The organism is Nocardia sp. NPDC006630 (genome assembly GCF_040611495.1).
In the GTDB taxonomy this organism is placed as follows: domain Bacteria; phylum Actinomycetota; class Actinomycetes; order Mycobacteriales; family Mycobacteriaceae; genus Nocardia.
Genome location: NZ_JBEXOK010000002.1, coordinates 711910 through 730398, shown reverse-complemented (window position 1 = coordinate 730398; position 18489 = coordinate 711910). Strand labels below are relative to the sequence as shown.

The 18489-nt window shown below is 65.4% G+C and carries 17 protein-coding genes and 1 pseudogene; 6 read left to right on the top strand and 12 right to left on the bottom strand.

From position 1 onward, the window contains the following. Window positions 1-4: 4 nt before the first annotated feature. Together ABZX86_RS07865 and ABZX86_RS07860 are read left to right on the top strand one after the other, a co-directional pair. Window positions 5-904: an alpha/beta hydrolase gene (locus ABZX86_RS07865; RefSeq protein ID WP_355121130.1), complete on the top strand. Its 900-nt coding sequence runs from the start codon at window positions 5-7 to the stop codon at window positions 902-904. Window positions 905-915: 11 nt separating this feature from the next. Continuing rightward, entirely contained in the window at window positions 916-2505 is a 1590-nt protein-coding gene (locus ABZX86_RS07860) for an acyl-CoA synthetase (RefSeq protein ID WP_355121128.1), read from the top strand. Here ABZX86_RS07860 and ABZX86_RS07855 read toward each other — a convergent pair. The 4 genes from ABZX86_RS07855 to ABZX86_RS07840 form a co-directional block, all read right to left on the bottom strand. Next, window positions 2502-2942 carry an RpiB/LacA/LacB family sugar-phosphate isomerase gene (locus ABZX86_RS07855; RefSeq protein ID WP_355121127.1) on the bottom strand — a complete coding sequence of 147 codons (441 nt, stop codon included), beginning with the start codon at window positions 2940-2942 and terminating at the stop codon, window positions 2502-2504. The genes ABZX86_RS07860 and ABZX86_RS07855 overlap by 4 nt on opposite strands. A gap of 13 nt (window positions 2943-2955) precedes the next feature. After that, the gene (locus ABZX86_RS07850) at window positions 2956-3870 is read right to left on the bottom strand and encodes a hypothetical protein (protein WP_355121125.1); all 915 of its coding nucleotides are present in this window, start codon (window positions 3868-3870) and stop codon (window positions 2956-2958) included. Window positions 3871-3960: 90 nt separating this feature from the next. Then, window positions 3961-4944 (bottom strand): aldo/keto reductase, encoded by a 984-nt coding sequence (locus ABZX86_RS07845; RefSeq protein WP_355121123.1) that lies wholly within the window; start codon window positions 4942-4944, stop codon window positions 3961-3963. Window positions 4945-5027: 83 nt separating this feature from the next. After that, entirely contained in the window at window positions 5028-5390 is a 363-nt protein-coding gene (locus ABZX86_RS07840; RefSeq protein ID WP_355121122.1) for a Scr1 family TA system antitoxin-like transcriptional regulator, read from the bottom strand. Between the two features lie 446 nt (window positions 5391-5836). Between ABZX86_RS07840 and ABZX86_RS07835 the strand changes: the two are divergent. Continuing rightward, window positions 5837-5992 (top strand): annotated as a pseudogene (locus tag ABZX86_RS07835) (alpha/beta fold hydrolase); the annotation flags it as partial. Between the two features lie 110 nt (window positions 5993-6102). On the opposite strand, the gene ABZX86_RS07830 reads toward ABZX86_RS07835, so the two are convergent. Then, window positions 6103-6732, bottom strand: a complete 630-nt coding sequence (locus tag ABZX86_RS07830) for a gamma carbonic anhydrase family protein (RefSeq protein ID WP_355121120.1) — start codon at window positions 6730-6732, stop codon at window positions 6103-6105. Between the two features lie 221 nt (window positions 6733-6953). Here ABZX86_RS07830 and ABZX86_RS07825 point away from each other — a divergent pair, with 221 nt between their 5' ends. Continuing rightward, on the top strand, window positions 6954-7460 hold the full coding sequence (locus tag ABZX86_RS07825; RefSeq protein WP_355121118.1) for a DUF2231 domain-containing protein: 507 nt from the start codon (window positions 6954-6956) through the stop codon (window positions 7458-7460). A gap of 92 nt (window positions 7461-7552) precedes the next feature. On the opposite strand, the gene ABZX86_RS07820 is transcribed toward ABZX86_RS07825, so the two are convergent. Continuing rightward, the gene (locus tag ABZX86_RS07820) at window positions 7553-8746 is read right to left on the bottom strand and encodes a Rieske 2Fe-2S domain-containing protein (protein ID WP_355121116.1); all 1194 of its coding nucleotides are present in this window, start codon (window positions 8744-8746) and stop codon (window positions 7553-7555) included. 129 nt (window positions 8747-8875) lie between these two features. Further along, on the bottom strand, window positions 8876-9322 hold the full coding sequence (locus ABZX86_RS07815) for a hypothetical protein (RefSeq protein ID WP_355121114.1): 447 nt from the start codon (window positions 9320-9322) through the stop codon (window positions 8876-8878). A 224-nt stretch (window positions 9323-9546) separates the two neighbouring features. Here ABZX86_RS07815 and ABZX86_RS07810 point away from each other — a divergent pair, with 224 nt between their 5' ends. Further along, window positions 9547-10740, top strand: a complete 1194-nt coding sequence (locus ABZX86_RS07810; protein WP_355121112.1) for a cytochrome P450 — start codon at window positions 9547-9549, stop codon at window positions 10738-10740. Window positions 10741-10811: 71 nt separating this feature from the next. On the opposite strand, the gene speD is transcribed toward ABZX86_RS07810, so the two are convergent. The 4 genes from speD to ABZX86_RS07790 form a co-directional block, all read right to left on the bottom strand. Continuing rightward, on the bottom strand, window positions 10812-12029 hold the full coding sequence (gene speD, locus ABZX86_RS07805) for an adenosylmethionine decarboxylase (RefSeq protein ID WP_355121110.1): 1218 nt from the start codon (window positions 12027-12029) through the stop codon (window positions 10812-10814). A gap of 8 nt (window positions 12030-12037) precedes the next feature. Further along, window positions 12038-13114, bottom strand: a complete 1077-nt coding sequence (locus ABZX86_RS07800; protein WP_355121325.1) for a type III PLP-dependent enzyme — start codon at window positions 13112-13114, stop codon at window positions 12038-12040. 242 nt (window positions 13115-13356) lie between these two features. After that, window positions 13357-15867, bottom strand: a complete 2511-nt coding sequence (locus ABZX86_RS07795) for a DUF3516 domain-containing protein (protein WP_355121108.1) — start codon at window positions 15865-15867, stop codon at window positions 13357-13359. A gap of 137 nt (window positions 15868-16004) precedes the next feature. Further along, the gene (locus ABZX86_RS07790; RefSeq protein WP_327145135.1) at window positions 16005-16958 is read right to left on the bottom strand and encodes a PAC2 family protein; all 954 of its coding nucleotides are present in this window, start codon (window positions 16956-16958) and stop codon (window positions 16005-16007) included. 321 nt (window positions 16959-17279) lie between these two features. Between ABZX86_RS07790 and ABZX86_RS07785 the strand changes: the two genes are divergently transcribed. After that, complete coding sequence (locus ABZX86_RS07785; RefSeq protein ID WP_355121106.1) at window positions 17280-17855, top strand: DUF5642 family protein; 576 nt, start codon at window positions 17280-17282, stop codon at window positions 17853-17855. Between the two features lie 77 nt (window positions 17856-17932). Here the strand turns inward: ABZX86_RS07785 and ABZX86_RS07780 are convergent, their stop codons facing one another. Next, window positions 17933-18451 (bottom strand): hypothetical protein, encoded by a 519-nt coding sequence (locus ABZX86_RS07780; RefSeq protein ID WP_355121104.1) that lies wholly within the window; start codon window positions 18449-18451, stop codon window positions 17933-17935. Window positions 18452-18489 lie beyond the last annotated feature (38 nt).

The following is an 18489-nucleotide window of genomic DNA, read 5'->3' as shown; positions in this document are numbered from 1 at the left end:
GCGCATGCCCGAGTTGCCCGGGGTCGAACACCACTTCATCGATGTCCGCGGACTGCGTACGCACGTCGCGGTCGCCGGGAGTGGGGAGCCGCTGGTGCTGTTGCACGGCTGGCCGCAGCACTGGTGGGAGTGGCGGCGGGTCATCGGGCCACTCGCCGAGCACTATCGGGTGATCTGCCCGGATCTGAGGGGGCTCGGCTGGACCGACGCTCCACCGGACGGTTATCGGCCGGAGGTGATGGCCGACGATATCGCCGGATTGCTCGACCGCCTGGGGGTGCACAGGTTTCGCCTGGTCGGGCACGATTGGGGCGGTCTGGTCGGCTATCAGCTCGCGCTGCGCAGTCCGGATCGGGTGTCGCACTACATCGCGGTCAATACGGCGAGCCCGTTTCTGCGGCCCACGCCGCGGGTGCTGCTCAATGGGGTTCGGGTATGGCATATTCCGCTCAATGCGGCGCCGTTGATCGGTCGCCGTATGTCCGGGTCGGTGGTGCCGAGGTGGGCATTGCGGCATTGGACGTATCGCTCGGCGGCGCTGACCTCCGAGGATGCCCGGATCTTTCTGGCGCAGTTCCGGGATCCGGCTCGGGTGCGAGCCACCGTGTCCTACTACCGGAACATAGTGCGGCGCGAACTGCCGCTGCTGCTGGTCGGCAAGTACCGCTGGTCGCGGCTCACTGTTCCGATGCTGGTGCTGTCGGGGGATCGTGATCCGCTGCTGTCTACCGGGCAGATGACCGGATTCGACCGGTGGGCAACGGATTTGCGAGTGGAGTCGATGGTGGATGTGGGGCACTTCCCGCCTATCGAGGATCCGGACAGTTTTGTGGCCCGGGTGCTGGGGTTCTGTGCCGATCCTGCTGACCGGGACTGCGTGACGCCGGACACAGTTTTGGGGTAGAACGTGTTGGCATGGAGACAGCTGGTGTGGTTGCGGCGGCGCGTAGTCAGGCGATAGGGGATCTGTTGCGGCGCAGTGCTGCTCGGGTTCCGGGGAAGACGGCGCTGGTGTGGCGGGGGCGGCGGGAGAGTTTCGGCGGGCTCGACGAGGCCGTCAATCAGGTGGCGCACAGTTTGGCTGATCGTGGTGTGGTGCAGGGGGATCGGGTTGCGGTGTTCTCGCATAATTGCCGTGAGTTCGTGCTGTTGTATTTTGCGCTGGCGCGGCTCGGGGCGGTTTCGGTGCCGATCAATTTCATGCTCACCGCTGATGAGGTCGCCAACATTCTGGGGCATTCCGGGGCTGTCGGGCTGATTGCCGAGGATGCGCTTGCCGGAGAGGCCGAGGCGGCGGTGAAGCAGTTGGGGGACAACGATATTCGATTGTTCGGCTGGATCGGACTGAGTGGGCTGCCGGTGGCCGCGGGTTGGGAGGATGTCGCGGCGTGGGAAGAACACGCCGACGCTTCCGAACCTGCGGTGCTCATCGGTGATGACGATCCGGTGCAGCTCATGTACACCTCCGGCACCGAATCGCGGCCCAAAGGCGCGATCATGTCCCATCGCGGGCTGATCGCACAGTATGTGAGCGCGATCGTGGACGGGCGGATGACCGCCGAGGACATCGAGGTGCATGCGCTGCCGCTCTATCACTGCGCTCAGCTGCACTGCTTCCTCACGCCCGACATCTATTTGGGTGCGACCAGCATTCTGTTGCAGGGGCCCGACGCGACGTCCATTCTGCGGACCGTCGAAACCGAGCGGGCCACCAAGCTGTTCTGCCCGCCCACCGTGTGGCTGTCGCTGCTGCGGCATCCGGATTTCGACAGCTATGACCTGTCTTCGCTGCGTAAGGGGTACTACGGGGCGAGCATCATGCCGGTCGAGGTGCTGCACGAGCTGGCCGAAAGGTTGCCCGGTGTGGGGCTGGTCAATTTCTACGGGCAGACCGAACTCGCCCCGCTGGCAACGGTTCTCGCGCCGGAGGATCAGCTGACCAAGCCCGGATCTGCCGGGCGGGCGGCGTTGAATGTCGAGACCCGCGTGGTTGATGACGAGGGTGGGCCGGTGGCTCCGGGTGTCATCGGCGAGATCGTGCACCGATCACCGCAGGCCATGCTCGGCTACTGGAATGATCCGGAGAAGACCGCGGAAGCCTTCCGCGACGGCTGGTTTCACAGTGGGGACCTGGGTGTGCTGGACGGCGACGGCTACCTCAGTGTGGTCGATCGCAAGAAGGACATGATCAAGACCGGCGGTGAGAATGTCGCCAGTCGTGAGGTCGAAGAGGTGCTCTACCAGCACCCCGATGTTTCGGAAGCCGCTGTGGTCGGCATTCCGCATCCGCACTGGATCGAGGCGGTCACCGCCGTGGTGGTCACACGCACCGGAACTGTCCCCAGCCCGGAGGCGATCATCGCCCACTGCAAGCAGCATCTCGCGCCCTTCAAGGTCCCCAAGTTCGTGACCTTCACCGAGGCGCTGCCGAAGAATCCCAGCGGCAAGATCCTCAAACGCGAATTGCGTTCGGAATACGCGACTCTCGCCGATCAGCCGAACTAGTCGGCAATCCGGTCCGCATACTCGACGTTCGCGATATCGCCGGGGTCCGCACTAGCGACCCCGGCGAACCACGCGTCCAGGATCTCGGTGAGCAGCGCCCGCGAGGTCAACCGCAAACTCAGCGCCAGCACATTCGCATCGTTCCACCGCCGAGCGCCACCGGCCGTATACCCGTCCACACACAGAGCCGCCCGTACCCCCGGCACCTTGTTCGCCGCGATCGAGGCCCCCGTGCCGGTCCAGCAGCACACCACGGCCTGGGCAGCCCGCCCCTCCGCGACATCACGCGCCGCCGCGGCACTGGCCCAAGCCCAATCATCCCGCTCATCCGGATCCAGTGCCCCATGCACCGTCACCTCGTGCCCGCGCCGCCGCAACTCCTCCACGACCGCCCCCGCCACCCCGGTGTCCTCGTCCGCCGCAACCGAAATCCGCATACAGCGATTGTGCCTACTCGAAGATTTCCGCTACATCGGCTGCGGTCACTGCCCGCCGAGCCCACACCTCGAGTTGATCGACATCCGTACAGCCCTCGATGCGAGCACGAACCTCAGCGGACACTACGAATCCCCGCGCGTCGAGAATGGTTTCCAGAATGCGGACCTCGCCGTCGACCCGGCCTTCTTCCAAGCCTTGTTCCCGGCCCTGCTGTAGGCCCTCTTTCACGAGATTGCGGAAGGTGTCGCTGAGATACTCACGGCGGGCTGCGGTGGTCATCATCGCCTCCAAGCATGATCGGGCCGCATGGTTCAGGGTCGACGTCACAAGGTCGTAGTACATGGTAGCCCGCTCAGTCCCGCGGCTTCCGGGTTCTGCGGCGAGCTTGTCGAGCGCGGCCAGCGTCGCCGCGAATACGCGGGAGCGGTCCTTGCTTCCCTGGTGGGCTATGGCGGACAGCACCGCAAGCTCGGGTGTGCGGACCGCGCTTGCGGGGTCGGTGACGACGGGGACCTGCTCCGGCCCAAGTACGACGGGCTGCACGCTGCCGACTCCGAATCCCAGATCGATGGGTTTGGCCGCCCAGGTAGTCGTCCGGTTGTCCGGGGTCAGCACCAAGAGCACCGTTGGGCAGCGCAGCCGCGCTCGGAGCGTGGCCACATACACCGGCCAAGTCCAGCGCTTGTCCTTGTCCGGGCGCAACTGGACCTCGACGACCACCGCCAGCACCGGTTCCTTCGAATTCGAGAACACGACCACCGTGTCGGCGCGGTATTCGGTCGGTGCTTTATCGGTGAGGTCGGTGCAGGCGGTATTCGCCTCCTCGTACTCGGGTAGGTCCCAGCCGAGCGCGGACAGCAGGCTGGCCGCGAGGCCGGGTTGATTCGTGAAGAGCTCCAGCAACACCTCATGCAGTGGAGATGGCATGGATCGACGGTATGGAGCCCGAGCGATATGTGTTGCTGGATTTGGTGATTCGCTCCGAATTGTCAGAATTGTTCGGTGGTAGCGAGGTGTCTACTTTCCGGCTGCGCGGGCCAGGTGCTCCGGGTAGCGGGCGCCGGCGATGGCGTCGGCGGGGGCGGCGGCTTCGATGGCGGCCAGATCCTCTGGGCTGAGGGCGATGTCGACCGCGGCGGCGTTCTGCTCGAGGTAGGTGCGTCGTTTGGTGCCGGGGATGGGGACGACGTCGTCGCCGCGGCTGAGGACCCAGGCCAGGGCCAATTGGCCTGCGGTTACGCCCTTTTCGTCGGCCAGCTTGCGGAGGGCAGCGACGATGGCGAGGTTGCTGTCCAGGTTGCCTTCGGTGAAGCGGGGGAGGTTGCGGCGCATATCGTCGGCGGGCAGGTCGGCGGTGGAAGTGATTGCGCCGGTGAGGAAGCCGCGACCGAGGGGGGAGAAGGGGACGATGCCGATGCCCAATTCGCGGCAGGTGGGCACGATTTCGGCTTCGAGGTCGCGGGTCCAGAGTGACCATTCGCTCTGCAGGGCGGTGATCGGGTGGACGGCGTGCGCGGCGCGAATGGTTTCCGCCGAGGCCTCCGAGATGCCGAGGTAACGCACCTTGCCCGCGGTCACCAGATCCGCGAGTGCGCCCCAGGTCTCCTCGATCGGCGTATTCGGATCCACCCGGTGCTGGTAGTACAGGTCGATATGGTCGACGCCCAGCCGGGCCAGGGACTCATCGCAGCTCTGCTTCACGAACGCGGCATCACCGCGCGCTCCCATCGACCCGCCCTCGCCCCAGACGATCCCGAACTTCGTAGCCAGCACCACCCGATCCCGCCGATCGGCAATCGCGCGCCCGACCAGCCGCTCATTGGTCTCCGGCCCATACACATTCGCGGTATCGATCAGTGTGACGCCCAGATCCAGCGCCCGATGAATGGTGGCAATCGACTCGGCCTCGTCGGTGTACACCCCGTACGCAGAACTCATGCCCATACACCCGAGCCCCTCCGCGCCAACGGTCAGCTCGCCGAGTTTCCTGGTAGCGATCATGCTGGGATTCCTCCTAGGGTCGCACTCGATGTCAGGTGAGCGACGCTCACCACTCGAACCTACGACCTGGAGCGCACTCCAAGTCAACTATCGAACGCCCCGGACCGTACGGCAGCTTCGAATACATCCCAGTCGACCGGCGCGAACACCAGCGCCGGGCCGGAGGGGTGCTTGCTGTCGCGAACTCCGACGTGTCCCGCCGCAAGGTGCGCCAGGTGCCGCAGTTGGGCTGGCATGATACGGCGATCGCCCACGCGGGTTCGTATCGCGGCCTCATGTAGGACAACAAAAGCATTGGCAGGCTTTCTGTTTCGCAGCACGACGGCTTGCCTCCGCATCCGGACTTCGACACGTCGGTCGAGCTCGCTGTCGGTGTCGTTCTGGAAGTAGGTCCGATCCAAGGTGCGCGCATAGTCCGCAGTTTGAAGAAGGCCCGGAATGATCAACGTGCTTATCGATAGGCGAGAGGGCAAGCGATTTCAACGACAGCCTCGGCACCGAACCCTGAAGGGCGTTTTCCGAGAGGGCGGTCGAGATGTCTTGGGATGCATGGGCACTGCTGTCGATATTCGTACTGTGCGGTTCGGTTATCGTCTGGTCCTGCTGGGGGTTCTATCGTGAGAGCCCGGCGAGCCGTGCGGAGCTACTTCGGCTTCCGCTGGAAGGCGGGGGATGCCTGGTTGTTCGTCGTTCGAATGGGCGCTCCAGCGGGCGGCACAGGGCTGATCGGAGGTAGAAGTGATTGACCTGCAAAGCATCTCAGGCTTCGAGAGGATTGGCGTTCGGCCTGGTGGGTAAGGGAATTGGTATCTATCGTAGTCTCCCAATTGGAGGATTCGTGACCGTATCTGCTCGCCGATAACCTGAAACCGCAACCGCTGCTACGACATTCGTGTTCGTGCACGGATTGACCAGCAACAGCTACTACTGGACGCCCGTGGTTCGTGAACTGGCATTGCTCGGACATCGCAGCTTGCCGGTGGACCTGCCTGGGCACGGGCTCGAGGCCTCGATTCCGCTGTCCTATCAGGGGCAGGACATTGCCGCGTTCGCTACTGGGCCGTCGCCGATGGCCGCGATTACAGTGCACGACAATGTCGCTCATGTCATCAGGCGCGTGAATTGGCGGCCATCCTCGACCGGCTCGTCTGAAGGGCGTCATCGGGACTGCGGTGGAGTGTTGTTGCGGCGCAGTTCGCGCAGGGGAGTCGAGACGTCGCGGCCGGTGCTGAGCCGGGGGCGGTTGATCGGGATCTCGGTGAGGGGTGTGGTTTCTCGCATGGAGGCCAGGGATCTCCTCGCCAATTCCTGATAGACCTTGACGCCGTTGGCCTTCCACTGCAGCGTCTGCTCATCCAAGGGCGTGGTCGCCGTCACCGGATTGCCGACGGCGAGGTGCTCGGAGGGAATCGTGGTCTCGGCGCGCACCACGCTGCCGGCGCCGACGAGCGACCGTGCCCCGATGCGGGCACCGTCCATCACGACGGCGTTCATTCCGACCATCGCGCCCGACTCGATGACGCAACCGTGCAGTACCGCACCATGTCCGATGTGGGATTCGCTCTCCAGCAACAACTCTCGCCCGGGGAACGAATGCAGCACGCAGCCGTCTTGCACATTGGACCCCGCACCGATCACGATCGACCCGAAGTCGCCTCGGATGCTCGCCGCCGGGCCGATATAGCAGCCGGTTTCGACCACGACGTCGCCGATCAGCACCGCTGTCGGGTGCACGAACGCGCCGACAGCGACAACCGGTACCACTCCGTCGATTTCATAACTGGGCATACCTGCTCCGATCCGATGACGGTGCCACCAATGGCCTGTCAAGATCATTAACGACATCTGCCGGGCCGGTCAATTCCCGAAAGAGCTTGGCAGTCACCAGTTCCAGCTTGGAGAAGAGAGCAGCACCTGGTCGGGTCCCGCTGCCAGGGGAGGCTCAGCGTCCTCTCAGCGAATGTGTGACAGCGTGTGGGCACGTACGTCCGCCCGCGAGAAAGTTCCCGATGTCGACCTTCAACAGTCTCCCGGCCCACATCCTGCTCGTGCACTTCATCGTGGTGCTGGCCCCGTTGACCGCGGTGCTGCTGATCCTGTCGGCGGTATGGCCGGCTGCGCGACATCGTCTGGTCTGGCTGAGCCTCGCGCTGGCCGTGATCGTGGTGGTCCTGACCCCGATCACGACCGATGCGGGGGAGTGGCTGGAGAAGCGCGTCGGGCGAACTCCCGACCTGCGCACGCATACGCACCTCGGCGATACGTTCATCTATTTCGCACTCGGGTTGCTTGTTGCGGCGGCTCTCGTAGCGTTCGTTCACGTACGCGAGTCCCACGGTCGCGCGCTGTCTCGACTGCTTGTCGGCATCGTCGCGGTCCTCACCCTCGCCGCGAGCGTGGCGGCGACGGTGCAGGTGTACCGCATCGGAGAGTCCGGCGCCCAATCGACCTGGCACGGTGTGTCGGCCCAGCCGCCGCGCACCCATCCCACCACCGGCCAGGTCCTGCCGAAGTGACCCGCGCCGATTGAAACGATCACGACCAGGAACTGGCGGCGGCAAAGGCCGAGAAGCGCCCGCCACGAGTTCCTGGTCGGTGCCGCTGCGCATCAGTCCTGCAGTGCGGCGGATTCCTCGCGGGCCCTGCGGAGGTTTTCTTCGACCTCGACGGTCCAGGCCTCGTTCGCCTTGGAGGTGTCGACCTCGAATTCGAAGCGCTGCGTCGACTTGGGGTCGATATCGGCGACGTCCACGTAGAACTGGTCGTACCAGCGACGCAGCTGGTAGACCGGGCCGTCTTCCTCGGTGAGCAGCGGGTTGTCGATCTTGGACTTGTGCTTCCAGATCTCGACGTCCTGCAGGAAGCCCTCGCTGATGCCATCGGCCAGTTGGACCGCCATATCCTGTGATGCGTTGTCCGGCAGGCCCTTCGGCTTCTCCAGCGAAACGCCCCACTGCAGGACGAACGAATCCTGCGTGACCGGGTAGTGGCAGTTGATCAATACGCTCTTGACCTCGAATCCGCCGTAGATGTTCACCAGCGGATTGACCATGTACGACGGGCCGAAGTACGAGGCCTCCGAATTGACCATCGTGTCGCCGTCGATATCGGCGGCCATCCCGATGTCTTTGCGGCCCACCGACTCCAGGTACTGAGTGGCGACGTGGCCCTCGAAGACGTTCTTGAAGAAGGTCGGGAACGTGTAGTGGATGTAGAAGAAGTGCGCCATATCCACGACGTTGTCGATGATCTCGCGGCAGTTTGCGCCCTCGATCAGCAGCGAGTTCCAGGTCCAGTCGGTCCACTCGCCGGCCACCTGCTCGAGCGGTTTTCCGTCGGCGTCGACGTACGGCCCGGCGATGTACGGAATCGTCACCTCGTCGGTGGGCTTGCTGCCCTCGTGGTCGTGCCACACGAACAGCTGTCCGTTGCGCTCGAGGGTGCTCCACGAGCGGGTGCGAGCCAGCGGGGGCACGCGCCGGGCATACGGAATGCCCGTGCACTTGCCGTCGCCGCCCCAGCGCCAATCGTGGAACGGGCAGGCGATGGAATCGCCCTTGACCTCGCCCATGGACAGGTCCCCGCCCAGGTGGCGGCAGTAACCGTCGAGGATCTTCAGATCGCCCTTGCTGTCGGTGAACACGACCAGCTTGGTGCCGAAAGCGTTGACCGCGTGCGGCTTGCCATCACGGAAGGTGCTGGCGAGACCCAGGCAATGCCAGCCCCGGGCGTAGCGAGTGGGCGCCGCGCCCACGTCGATCTCGCGAACCTTCCCACGGGGCCCCGGTGGGGTTGTCGACATTGTGATCCTCCTCTGGAAGTACAAGAACAAGTTACAAAGGAGAACGAACTGATGCCAGTCGAGTGACCGCAGGCTGGGATAAGAGCCTGTGGGGCAAGCGGATTGATGCGCCGAGGCGCCACGTCAGGATCAGGGCACCCAGAGATACCATTCCGCCCACTGGCTCTGGATGGGTGCGGTGTTCGCGAAGAGTTTGGCCAGGCCCATGCCGACCCAAAGGTCAACGGTGACAGTGTCGCCCGCGTGGGGGCCGTCGGAGTGCACGTATACGTCCTGGGAGCGGCCGCCCGCTGAACCCAGCCAGCCCAGCGATACGTGGTTGCCGCACGGGCCGTTCAGATATCCCAGCGGCGTGACGTGCGCCAGCACATGGCCGGGCATGTGCGGCGTGGCCTCCAGCACGACATTGATCATCCCGGCGCAGAAGTTTGCATCACCGAAGGTGAAGAGGGTGGTCCCGAAGGGCGCCCACTGTGGCAGTGGATCCGCCTGGGCCGGTGTTGTACCGATTCCGCATACCAGCGCACCGATTCCCGCCGATGCCAAGAACCCCGCCATCCATCGCCGCACACTCATCAGCCGATGTCCTTCCCGCGTAATGAAACTCGCGGCCGTACCACCGAGCAGCCATACGGCCTCGGACGGACTCCAACGACATCGCAGCGGTGCGCAGCTGGAGTCGTTCCACCTTTCAGCGTATCGATCCACCCAATTCGGGGGGTGGGTTGAGCGGTTCTCGCCGCCGGACCGTTGCCTGTGTTCCACTGGTAGCGGCGCAATTTCGGGCGAAGGAGCATGCCGTGACCGACAGCCATCAACCATTCTTCGATCAGCTCGATTGGTTCGACGAGCAGCACTGTGCCCGGCTGGACGAGGAATTGACATGGGCCCGCGCGCAGTGCCCGGTCGTCCACACCGGCTTCGGTGGCGGGATGCATATCGTCACGCGGTACGAGGATCTGGTCACGGTGGCGTCGCATCCCGAGGTGTTCAGTTCGACCATGCCCGGACTCGCCACCGTGCCGGTCGCGCTCCCGCCGATCGACGTCGATCCGCCGCTGCACAGTGACTTTCGGGCGTTCTTGAACGGCCCGTTCACGCGGGCCGCCCTGGCGCGCTACGAGCCGGTTCTGGAAAAGCATGCCGACGCGCTGATCGACGGGTTCGTCGCGGACGGGCAGGTCGAGTTCGTCAGCCGCTTCGCCGTCCCCTTCAGCGCGGGTGCGCTGGCGAAGGTGGTGCTCGACGACGACAACGAGGAACGCTTGCAGCGCGCGGTCGATGCGGTCACCGCGGTCTCGGTGCAGAACACGCCCGAAAGTTTCGCCGCCGTCGCCATGCTCGCGGCCGAGCTGATGGCCGAACGCGAGCGGGAACCGCGCGACGACTTCTTGCAGTCGGTCGTCGATGCCACGGTGGAGGGCGGTCGGCCGCTGACCCAGGAGGAGCGGCTGGGTGTGGTCACCGTGCTACTCCTGGGTGGTCTGGACACCACGCGCGGGGCACTGTCATACATCGCGAAATTCCTGACCGAGGAGCCGGGCCTGGAGGCGCGTCTGCGCGAACCCGGCTGGGCCAAGGGCGATTTGGATGAACTGCTGCGCTACACCTCCACGGTGAGCGTGATGGGCCGGGTGGTCGTGCAGGACAACGATCTGCTGGGAGTGCCGCTCGCGAAGGGCGATCGCGTCGCCGTGCACTGGCGTTCGGGCAATCGCGACACCGCGAGGTTCGAGCATCCCGACAGCCTCGACTTCGACCGAAATCGCAACCCGCACTTGGCCTTCGGCATCGGCATCCATCGCTGCGTGGGCCGGCACTTCGCCCGCCTGCAATTGGAGATCGGCATCAACCGTCTGCTGGCCCGGCTGACGAACTTCCGCCTCGTCCCGGACTCGGACGTCCGCGCGGCGGTCGGTATCAGCGTCGGCGCGCCCGAAGAACTCCACCTGACCTTCGATCAGATTGGCGCACCGGACACCGCAGCACCGTAAGGCCCATCACGCGAAGTGTGCCCGCACAGATCGGGGATCTGTGCGGGCACACTGCGGGGTGGAGCGGTTGGCTAGCCGACCGTTGCGCCGACGCGCAGGGCGTGCGGCTCGATGGCGCCGCGGATCAGCGCCTGCTCGTCGATGGTCTCCGCCTTGTAGGGGAGGGTCGGCAGGGTTGCGGTCATCTTGGCCACGGGGTCTTCGATCTTCTTGACGACGCCGAAGATGAAGGTCCACTCGTGCTCGTCGCTGACGTACGGGACGACGGTTTCGAACAGATTGTGGAAGCGGGACCACGAGCGCTTGAGAGTCTCGTTGCGCCACATGGTCTGACAGCCGGCCTGCGCCGCCATCACGCCGCCGTCGGACAGCAGTGCCTTACATCGATTGAGGAAGTCATCCTCGTACAGGCGGTTGTGCTGGGCATCCTCGACGCGCTCGTCCGGCAGATCGATGATGATCATGTCGTAGCGCACGCCCGCGGCCTCGGCCTTGGCCAGGAAGTCCCAGCCGTCGGCGTAGTGCATCTTGATCGGGCCGGTCTGCGCGACCGCCTCGGCCAGATCGGCCTGCGAGTAGCCGTAGGGGAGGTGCTCGGCGCACAGCTCCACCTCCAGCTGATCGATGTCCACGTGATCGACGAGCGATGCGCCCGCGGCCACCGACATCTGCGAGGCGACACCCTCACCGGAACCGATGATGAGCACCTTGTCCAGCTTCTCGGCCAGCGCGTACCCCGGGACCAGCATGGCCTCGTGGTAGGTGAGCTGCGAGAACTCGGTGGACTGGCGATCGTCGTCGGAGAACAGGGACAGGCCCTGCTCGGTGCGCGCGATGATCATGTGCTGGTACGGGGTATTGGTGTCCACCACGACCTCGGACATGTTCCACACCCGGGTCAGACCGTCGCCGACCGGCTCATGGATCCGGCGGGCGCTGTGGCCGCGCTGGATGACCTCCATATTCACCGACTTCGGCGCCAGCTCCTGCTGCAGCAGCTCGACGGCCTTGGTGGCGCCGGCGCCGATGCTCCCGCAGGTGAAGACGTCGACGAAGATATCGCCCGATTCGGGATAGGTGTGGATCGAGGCGTGTGACTCGGCCAGTAGAGCCAGGATGGTGACACCCTGCGGCTCGAACTGCTTGCGCACGACATCACAGATGGTCACCCCCGCGGCGACCAACGATTTTCGAAGTGCGGCTTCGAGTCGTTCGAGGTCGTCGCAGAGGGCCGCGTCGACACCACCGAACTCGGCCAGCACATGCCAGCCGGTGAATTCTGCCGTCATGGCTAAACTCACTCTCGCTCAGCGCCAGTGACATGAACAGTCAAAGGCGGAAAACCGTTGAAGGACACCGACGAATAGCTCGCCGTATAGGCGCCGGTCTCGAGGATCCGAACAGGATCACCGGCTCGCAACGTGGTCGGTAGAAGGACCCGCGTGCGCTGATACAGTACATCGTCGCCGTCACAGGTTGGACCGGCGACCACCGCCTCGTCCATCGGATCGCTGTCGCGGTCGGTCTGGAAGCGGTAGGCGATGTACTCGTTCTCGGTTTCGGCCATGCCGTTGTAGCGGCCGATATCGAGGTATATCCAGCGCCGTCCGTCCGGCGCCTGGCGAACATTCACCACCTCGGCGTGAATCACACCGGTGTTACCCACAAGGGCGCGACCGGGTTCCACGATGAGTGCGGTGTGTTCCGGGAGATGGCGGGCGGCCGCCGCGGCGATGACCGCGCCCAGCTCGTCCACGCCGGGGGCCGCGTCGGCATACGAAATCGGTAGTCCCCCACCGATATTCACCGTCGAGACGGCAATATCCTTGACCGCCAGCACTTCCGCGATCTCGCCTGCCTGTTCGATACCGATCTGCCAGGCGATGGGATCGAGCTGCTGTGAGCCCACGTGGAAGTACGGTCCGCCGACCTTCAGACCCAGATCGCGCGCGCGCACCAGTAGCTGCGCGGCTTCGCCGGGGGCGCAACCGAACTTGGCGCCGAACGGCGTCTGCGACTGCGGCGCCGAAGCCAGGAATCGGACCTCGACCTCGGAGCCGGGCGCATGCTCGGCAATGCGTTCCAGATCGCCCTCGGAGTCGGAGGCGAAGCGCCGCACCCCGGCCGCGTACGCCGCGGCGATATGGGAGGCCTTCTTGATCGGGTTGCCGTAGCACATGACCGCCGGATCAACCCCCTGCGCGAGGCACAGGTCGATTTCGCCGACGCTGGCGACGTCGAACTCGGCGCCTTCGTCATTGAGTAGCCGGATGATCTCCGGTAGGGGACTTGCCTTGACGGCGAAGCGAATTCGCGCTGCGGGTAGCGCGGCATGCAGGGCGCGGTAGTTGGCACGCACCAGGTTCAGGTCGATGACGAGACGGGGCGACTCGGCCGAGTTTGAAACGGTCAATCTAAGGGAACTCCCCACTGTTCGGGCCGCCGAAACGGCCTCGGGCAACAGCCAGCGAGAATAGCAGCGGTTGGCCCTGGAAAACGAACTGGCGAAGGTTCGATTACGTCACCTTAACGCGGCGGGCCCGCTGTGAACGGGCCCGCGACCTTACGAGAGTGTGACCGCTGCAGCGTGAGCGTGCGTCCGCGGTAGTGCGAACGTCAGCCCGCTACGACCGTCACTTCGTCGAAAACCACTTCACCCGCGGCATCGGATTCGGCCAGATCAACGACCGCGTCGATGGACCAGCCGTGGTCGCCGGCCGGATCGTCGAGCACCTGGCGCACATGCCAGAACTCGCCCCGCTGCTCCACCTGGAACAGCTTCGGGCCGCGCGCGTTCGGGCCGGTGCGAATCTCCTCGTACTCGTCGAAGTACGGCTCGAGTTCGGTCTCCCAATCCAGCTCGTCGCCGAACTCCTCCAGCGCGTCCCAGCGTTGCAGCGCTGCCAGATCGACCCGGCGGAACAGGGCATTGCGGATGAGCACCCGGAAGGCGCGCTCATTGGCCGAGATGGGCCGGACGGTCTCCGCGCCGAAGGCGACCTGTTCGGTATCGGTCTCGGCGCCCGGATTGGTGAGTTGCTCCCATTCGTCCAACAGGCTCGAATCGACCTGGCGGATGAGCTCGCCCAGCCATTCGGTGATGTCGTCGAGCTCCTCGGTGCGCGCCTGCTCCGGCACGGTCCGCCGCAGCGCGCGGTACGCGTCGGCGAGATAGCGCAGCACCACGCCCTCCGAGCGCGCCAGCTCGTACTGCGAGACCAGTTCGGCGAAGGTGAGCTGGCGCTCGACCATCTCCCGCACGACCGACTTGGGGGAGGGCTCGAACTCCGAAATCCACGGATGACCGGCCTTGTAGGTCTCGTAGGCCGGGTAGATGAGCTCCTCGCCGAGCGGCTTGGGCCAGGTGACTTCCTCCAGGAGCTCCATACGCTCCTCGTATTCGATCCCGTCGGCCTTCATCTCCGCGACCGCCACACCGCGCGCCTTGTGCTGCTGCGCCATGAGCAGCTGCCGCGGGTCTTCCAGGGTCGATTCGATGAGCGAGATCACATCCACGGTGTAGGTGGGCGACTCCTTGTCGAGCAGTTCGAACGCGGCCAGCGCGAACGGCGACAGCGGCTGATCGAGCGCGAAATCGCGCTGCAGATCCACCATGAGCCGGGCATGCCTGCCGAACTCGTCGGGCTCGTCGAGCTGCTGCACGACCCCGGCATCGCGCAGTGCGCGATAGAGCTTGATGGCCTTCAGAATGTGCTTGCGCTGCGCCGCCCGCGGTTCGTGGTTGTCTTCCAGCAGATGCCGCATGGCGTAGAAGCAATTGCCCTTGCGCGCAATGACATTCAACAGCATGGCGTTGGTCACATTGAAGCGGGAGACCATCGGCTCCGGCGAGGCCGCGATGAGCCGGTCGAAGGTCTCCTCCGACCAGGACACGAAACCCTCGGGCGGCTTGGTCTTCTGGACCTTCTTGAGCTTCTTCGGATCATCGCCCGCGCGGGCGATGCGCCTGGCGTTCTCCACCTCGTGCTCGGGCGCCTGCACCCAGACGGTGCCCATGCTGTCGAATCCGGCGCGACCCGCGCGGCCCGAAATCTGATGGAACTCACGGGCATTCAGGCGGCGGGTGCGCACACCGTCGTACTTGGTGAGCCCGGTGAACAGCACGGTACGAATGGGCACATTGATGCCGACGCCGAGAGTGTCGGTGCCGCACACCACCTTCAGCAGTCCGTCCTGCGCCAGCTTCTCCACCAGCCGCCGATATTTGGGCAGCATGCCCGCATGGTGGACGCCGATCCCGTGCCGGATGAACTTCGAGAGGGTCTTGCCGAATCCGGTGGCGAAGCGGAATTCGCCCAGCGCCTGGGCAATCGCGTCCTTCTCCGCCTTGGACGCGAAGTTCACGCTCATCAGCGCCTGTGCGCGCTCCATGGCCGAGGCCTGGGTGAAGTGCACCACGTAGACCGGGGCGAGGCTGGTCGTCACCAGATCCTCGAGGGTCTCGGTGATGGGGGTCTTCACATACGAAAAGCTCAGCGGCACCGGTCGTTCCGCGCCGGAGACAATGGCGGTATCGCGTCCGGTGCGGCGCTGCAGATCCTCGCCGAAGAATTCCATCTCGCCGAGAGTGGCGGACATGAGCAGGAATTGGACGCCCGGCAGTTCGATGAGCGGCACCTGCCACGCCCAGCCGCGATCCGGATCGGCGTAATAGTGGAACTCGTCCATGATGACCTGGCCGACATTGGCGCTCGAACCCTCGCGCAGCGCCAGATTGGCCAGGATCTCGGCCGTCGCGCAGATGATCGGCGCATCCGGATTGACCGCCGCATCGCCGGTGACCATGCCGACCTTGTCCGCGCCGAAGACCTCGCACAGCGCGAAGAACTTCTCGCTGACAAGTGCCTTGATCGGCGCGGTGTAGTAACTGCGCTGCCCGCGATTGAGCGCGGCGTAGTGCGCGCCGATCGCGACGAGCGACTTACCGGAGCCGGTCGGCGTGGCCAGAATGACATTCGCGCCGGTGAACAGCTCGAGCAGCGCTTCCTCCTGCGCCGGATACAGGGTCAGACCCTGCGACCCGGCCCACTCGGAGAAGGTTTCGTACAGCCAATCCGGGTCCACATCGGGTACGGCTTGGTCGGGGACGAGTTCGGATAACTGCACGGGGCACTACGTTACTGGGCGGTCTGCCCGACTTCGGCCGCCACTACCCGGCGTCGGCCGAGTATTGCCGAGTGTGGCTCGCCGACCGTTGCTCAGCGCGGCCGGCCGACGGTCACTCAGCACTCGCCGACGGTCACTCAGCGCGGCTCGCCGCCGTCGGTGCTCTCGCCCTCGGTGAACCCGGACTGCTCGGCCAGGAAGCGTTCGAACTCCGCGCCCAGCTCATCGCCGGTGGGCAGATCGGCATCGCTGGCGAGCAGGCTGGACTGCCGTTCCTGCGCGGTCACGAAGCTGTCGTACTGCCGCTCGAGCGCCTGCACGACATTCTCCACCTCGGAGTTACCGGAAATGTGCTCATTGACCTGCTCGCGCACCCGCGCGGCCGATTCGCTCAGCGCCGCCAGCGGCAGCTCCAGGCCCGCGTTCTCGGCCACATTCTCCAGCAGCGTCTGCGCGGCCTCCGGATAGGCGGTCTGGGTCAGGTAGTGCGGCACATGCACCGAGAAGCCGACCGACTCGTGTCCGTGCTGAGCCATCCGGTACTCCAGCAGCGAGGACGCACTGCCGGGAACCTGCAGCTCGCCCGGCCAGCGCTGGTGATCACCGATCAGATCGCTATTGCTGGCGTGCGCGGTGACCCCGAGCGGACGGGTGTGCGGAATGGCCATGGGGATGGCGCTGAGGCCGATGGTGCGGCGCACGCCCAGCTGTTCGGACAGCAGGCGCACCGCGGTGACGAACTTCTCCCAGCGCAGATCCGGTTCCAGCCCGGACAGCAGCAGGAACGGGGTGCCCGCGGTGTCCTTGAGCGCCCACAGATTCAGCTCGGGCTCGGTGTATTCGGAGAAGTGATCGGTCTTGAACATCATCAGCGGCCGACGCGAGCGATAGTCCAGCAACTCGTCCATATCGAACGAGGCGACCAGTTCGCTCTCGAGGCTCTCCCGCAGATGCGTGGTGGCCAACTTCACGGCGTGACCGGCGTCGGTGAAACCCTCCAGCCCGTGCACCAGTACCGGACCAGCACCGTCGGCGGACGACAGCTGCGGAGCGGGGAACTCCAGCTCGTACATTCGCGACTCGTAGTCCATCGCGTGCTCCTTCCTGCGTGGCCCACATGCGCGACCTAGAAACCATTGTCCCTCATGCGCCGAGCGGTCGTGCACTGCCCGCACCGCGAGTGCAACGCGTGACACCGGGACACGCATTCCCGGCAGGCTCGCCGCGCGGCGTGGCATTCGCTGTGATCAGCAGAAATTCGGCATAGTGGACACGTGATCGCGCCCTGCCGCAGGCCTGCCCACCCGCTGTGCCGAAGGCCTCTCCGTGCCCTCGGGGTCGCGATTGTGGGTGTGGCGCTGGCGGCCTGCGGGACCACGGTATCGGGCCATCCGGTCGGTAACAGAAGTTCGGTGACAACAGTGCAAACCGATAGTGGACTGGCTCGGCTACTGCCGGAAGCCTCCCAATTTCCCGCCCGCTACACGGCGGTGACGCTGCCGATCGATGCCGCCGGCCAAGCCGCAGGCGATCTGGACGGCATTCTGCCCGGGGCTCAGATCGATCCGGCCACCTGTGCGCCGAGCGCCCCGACCGCGGGACCCGCTGTCTCCGTCGGCACCGACGATTCCACCCGCGCGACCCTCACCGTCGAATTGGTGCGCACCGACCAGCCGCTGTCCACGCTGCGAGATCAATTGCAGCGCTGCGGGACCGTGCGCGTCGGCCACTCCGGAACCACCGCGACCATCACCACCGAACTGGACCCGCCGCCGCCGTTGAACGCCGACGACACCCTCGCGCTGCGGCGCACCGTCCAATCCGAGTCCGGCAGTGCGGGTATCACCCGGCACATGCAGACGCTGCTCGGTCAGATCGGGAATGTGCGGATCAATGTGACCTATATGTCGTTCACCGATGGCAAGGCCGATACCGAGGCTCTCGATGCCCTGTTCACCACCGCGGTGAGCAAGGTGCGCAAGGGCTGAATCCCGGTCGGGGACAAGCGCGGATGTCCCCCGGGGAGGAGCCGACCCCCTGCCTGTTCCGGCTCCCGCGTACCGAATCAGCAGGCGGAGCCGCTGCCGGCCGAACCACTGCCCGCGGATCCGCTACCCGCCGAACCGGTTCCGCCCGACAGGCTGGAAGAACCGCTGCCGCCGGAGCCACTCGCCGAACCGCTGCCGGCCGAACCGCTGGGCAGCCATGAGCAGGCCGAACCGCCACCGCCGACGAGATAGCTGACCGCCGACGAGGAGGTGCCCTGCGTCGCTCCGACCATGACCGGGCCCGGGCTGGTCGGGTGCCAGGCGAAGGTCGCGGTGACCACACCGGAATTGGCTACCGGCGTGGCGGATCCGACGACTGCGCCATTGATCAGGAATTGCACCTGGTCGTAGCGGTTGTTGCCGGACACCCCGGCGATGATGGTGCAGCCGTCCGTCACGGTGCACTGCGATCCGGGGGTGACGCCGACAACGCTGACATCGGTGATATCGGCGGCGGCGGGTCCGGCCAGCAGGGTGGGCCCCGCGAGTGCGGTGAGCAGGGCGGCAATGCTCGCGGTGCGAAGTGTTCTCGTCATTGCGTACTTCCTTCCGGCGCCTCCGACAGGCGCCGGGC

Coding starts and splice junctions, on each gene's coding strand:
- ABZX86_RS07865 (WP_355121130.1), top strand. CDS start 5: ATGCCCGAGTTGCCCGGGGTCGAACACCACTTCATCGATGTCCGCGGA.
- ABZX86_RS07860 (WP_355121128.1), top strand. CDS start 916: ATGGAGACAGCTGGTGTGGTTGCGGCGGCGCGTAGTCAGGCGATAGGG.
- ABZX86_RS07855 (WP_355121127.1), bottom strand. CDS start 2,942: ATGCGGATTTCGGTTGCGGCGGACGAGGACACCGGGGTGGCGGGGGCG.
- ABZX86_RS07850 (WP_355121125.1), bottom strand. CDS start 3,870: ATGCCATCTCCACTGCATGAGGTGTTGCTGGAGCTCTTCACGAATCAA.
- ABZX86_RS07845 (WP_355121123.1), bottom strand. CDS start 4,944: ATGATCGCTACCAGGAAACTCGGCGAGCTGACCGTTGGCGCGGAGGGG.
- ABZX86_RS07830 (WP_355121120.1), bottom strand. CDS start 6,732: ATGCCCAGTTATGAAATCGACGGAGTGGTACCGGTTGTCGCTGTCGGC.
- ABZX86_RS07825 (WP_355121118.1), top strand. CDS start 6,954: ATGTCGACCTTCAACAGTCTCCCGGCCCACATCCTGCTCGTGCACTTC.
- ABZX86_RS07820 (WP_355121116.1), bottom strand. CDS start 8,746: ATGTCGACAACCCCACCGGGGCCCCGTGGGAAGGTTCGCGAGATCGAC.
- ABZX86_RS07815 (WP_355121114.1), bottom strand. CDS start 9,322: ATGAGTGTGCGGCGATGGATGGCGGGGTTCTTGGCATCGGCGGGAATC.
- speD (WP_355121110.1), bottom strand. CDS start 12,029: ATGACGGCAGAATTCACCGGCTGGCATGTGCTGGCCGAGTTCGGTGGT.
- ABZX86_RS07790 (WP_327145135.1), bottom strand. CDS start 16,958: ATGGACTACGAGTCGCGAATGTACGAGCTGGAGTTCCCCGCTCCGCAG.
- ABZX86_RS07780 (WP_355121104.1), bottom strand. CDS start 18,451: ATGACGAGAACACTTCGCACCGCGAGCATTGCCGCCCTGCTCACCGCA.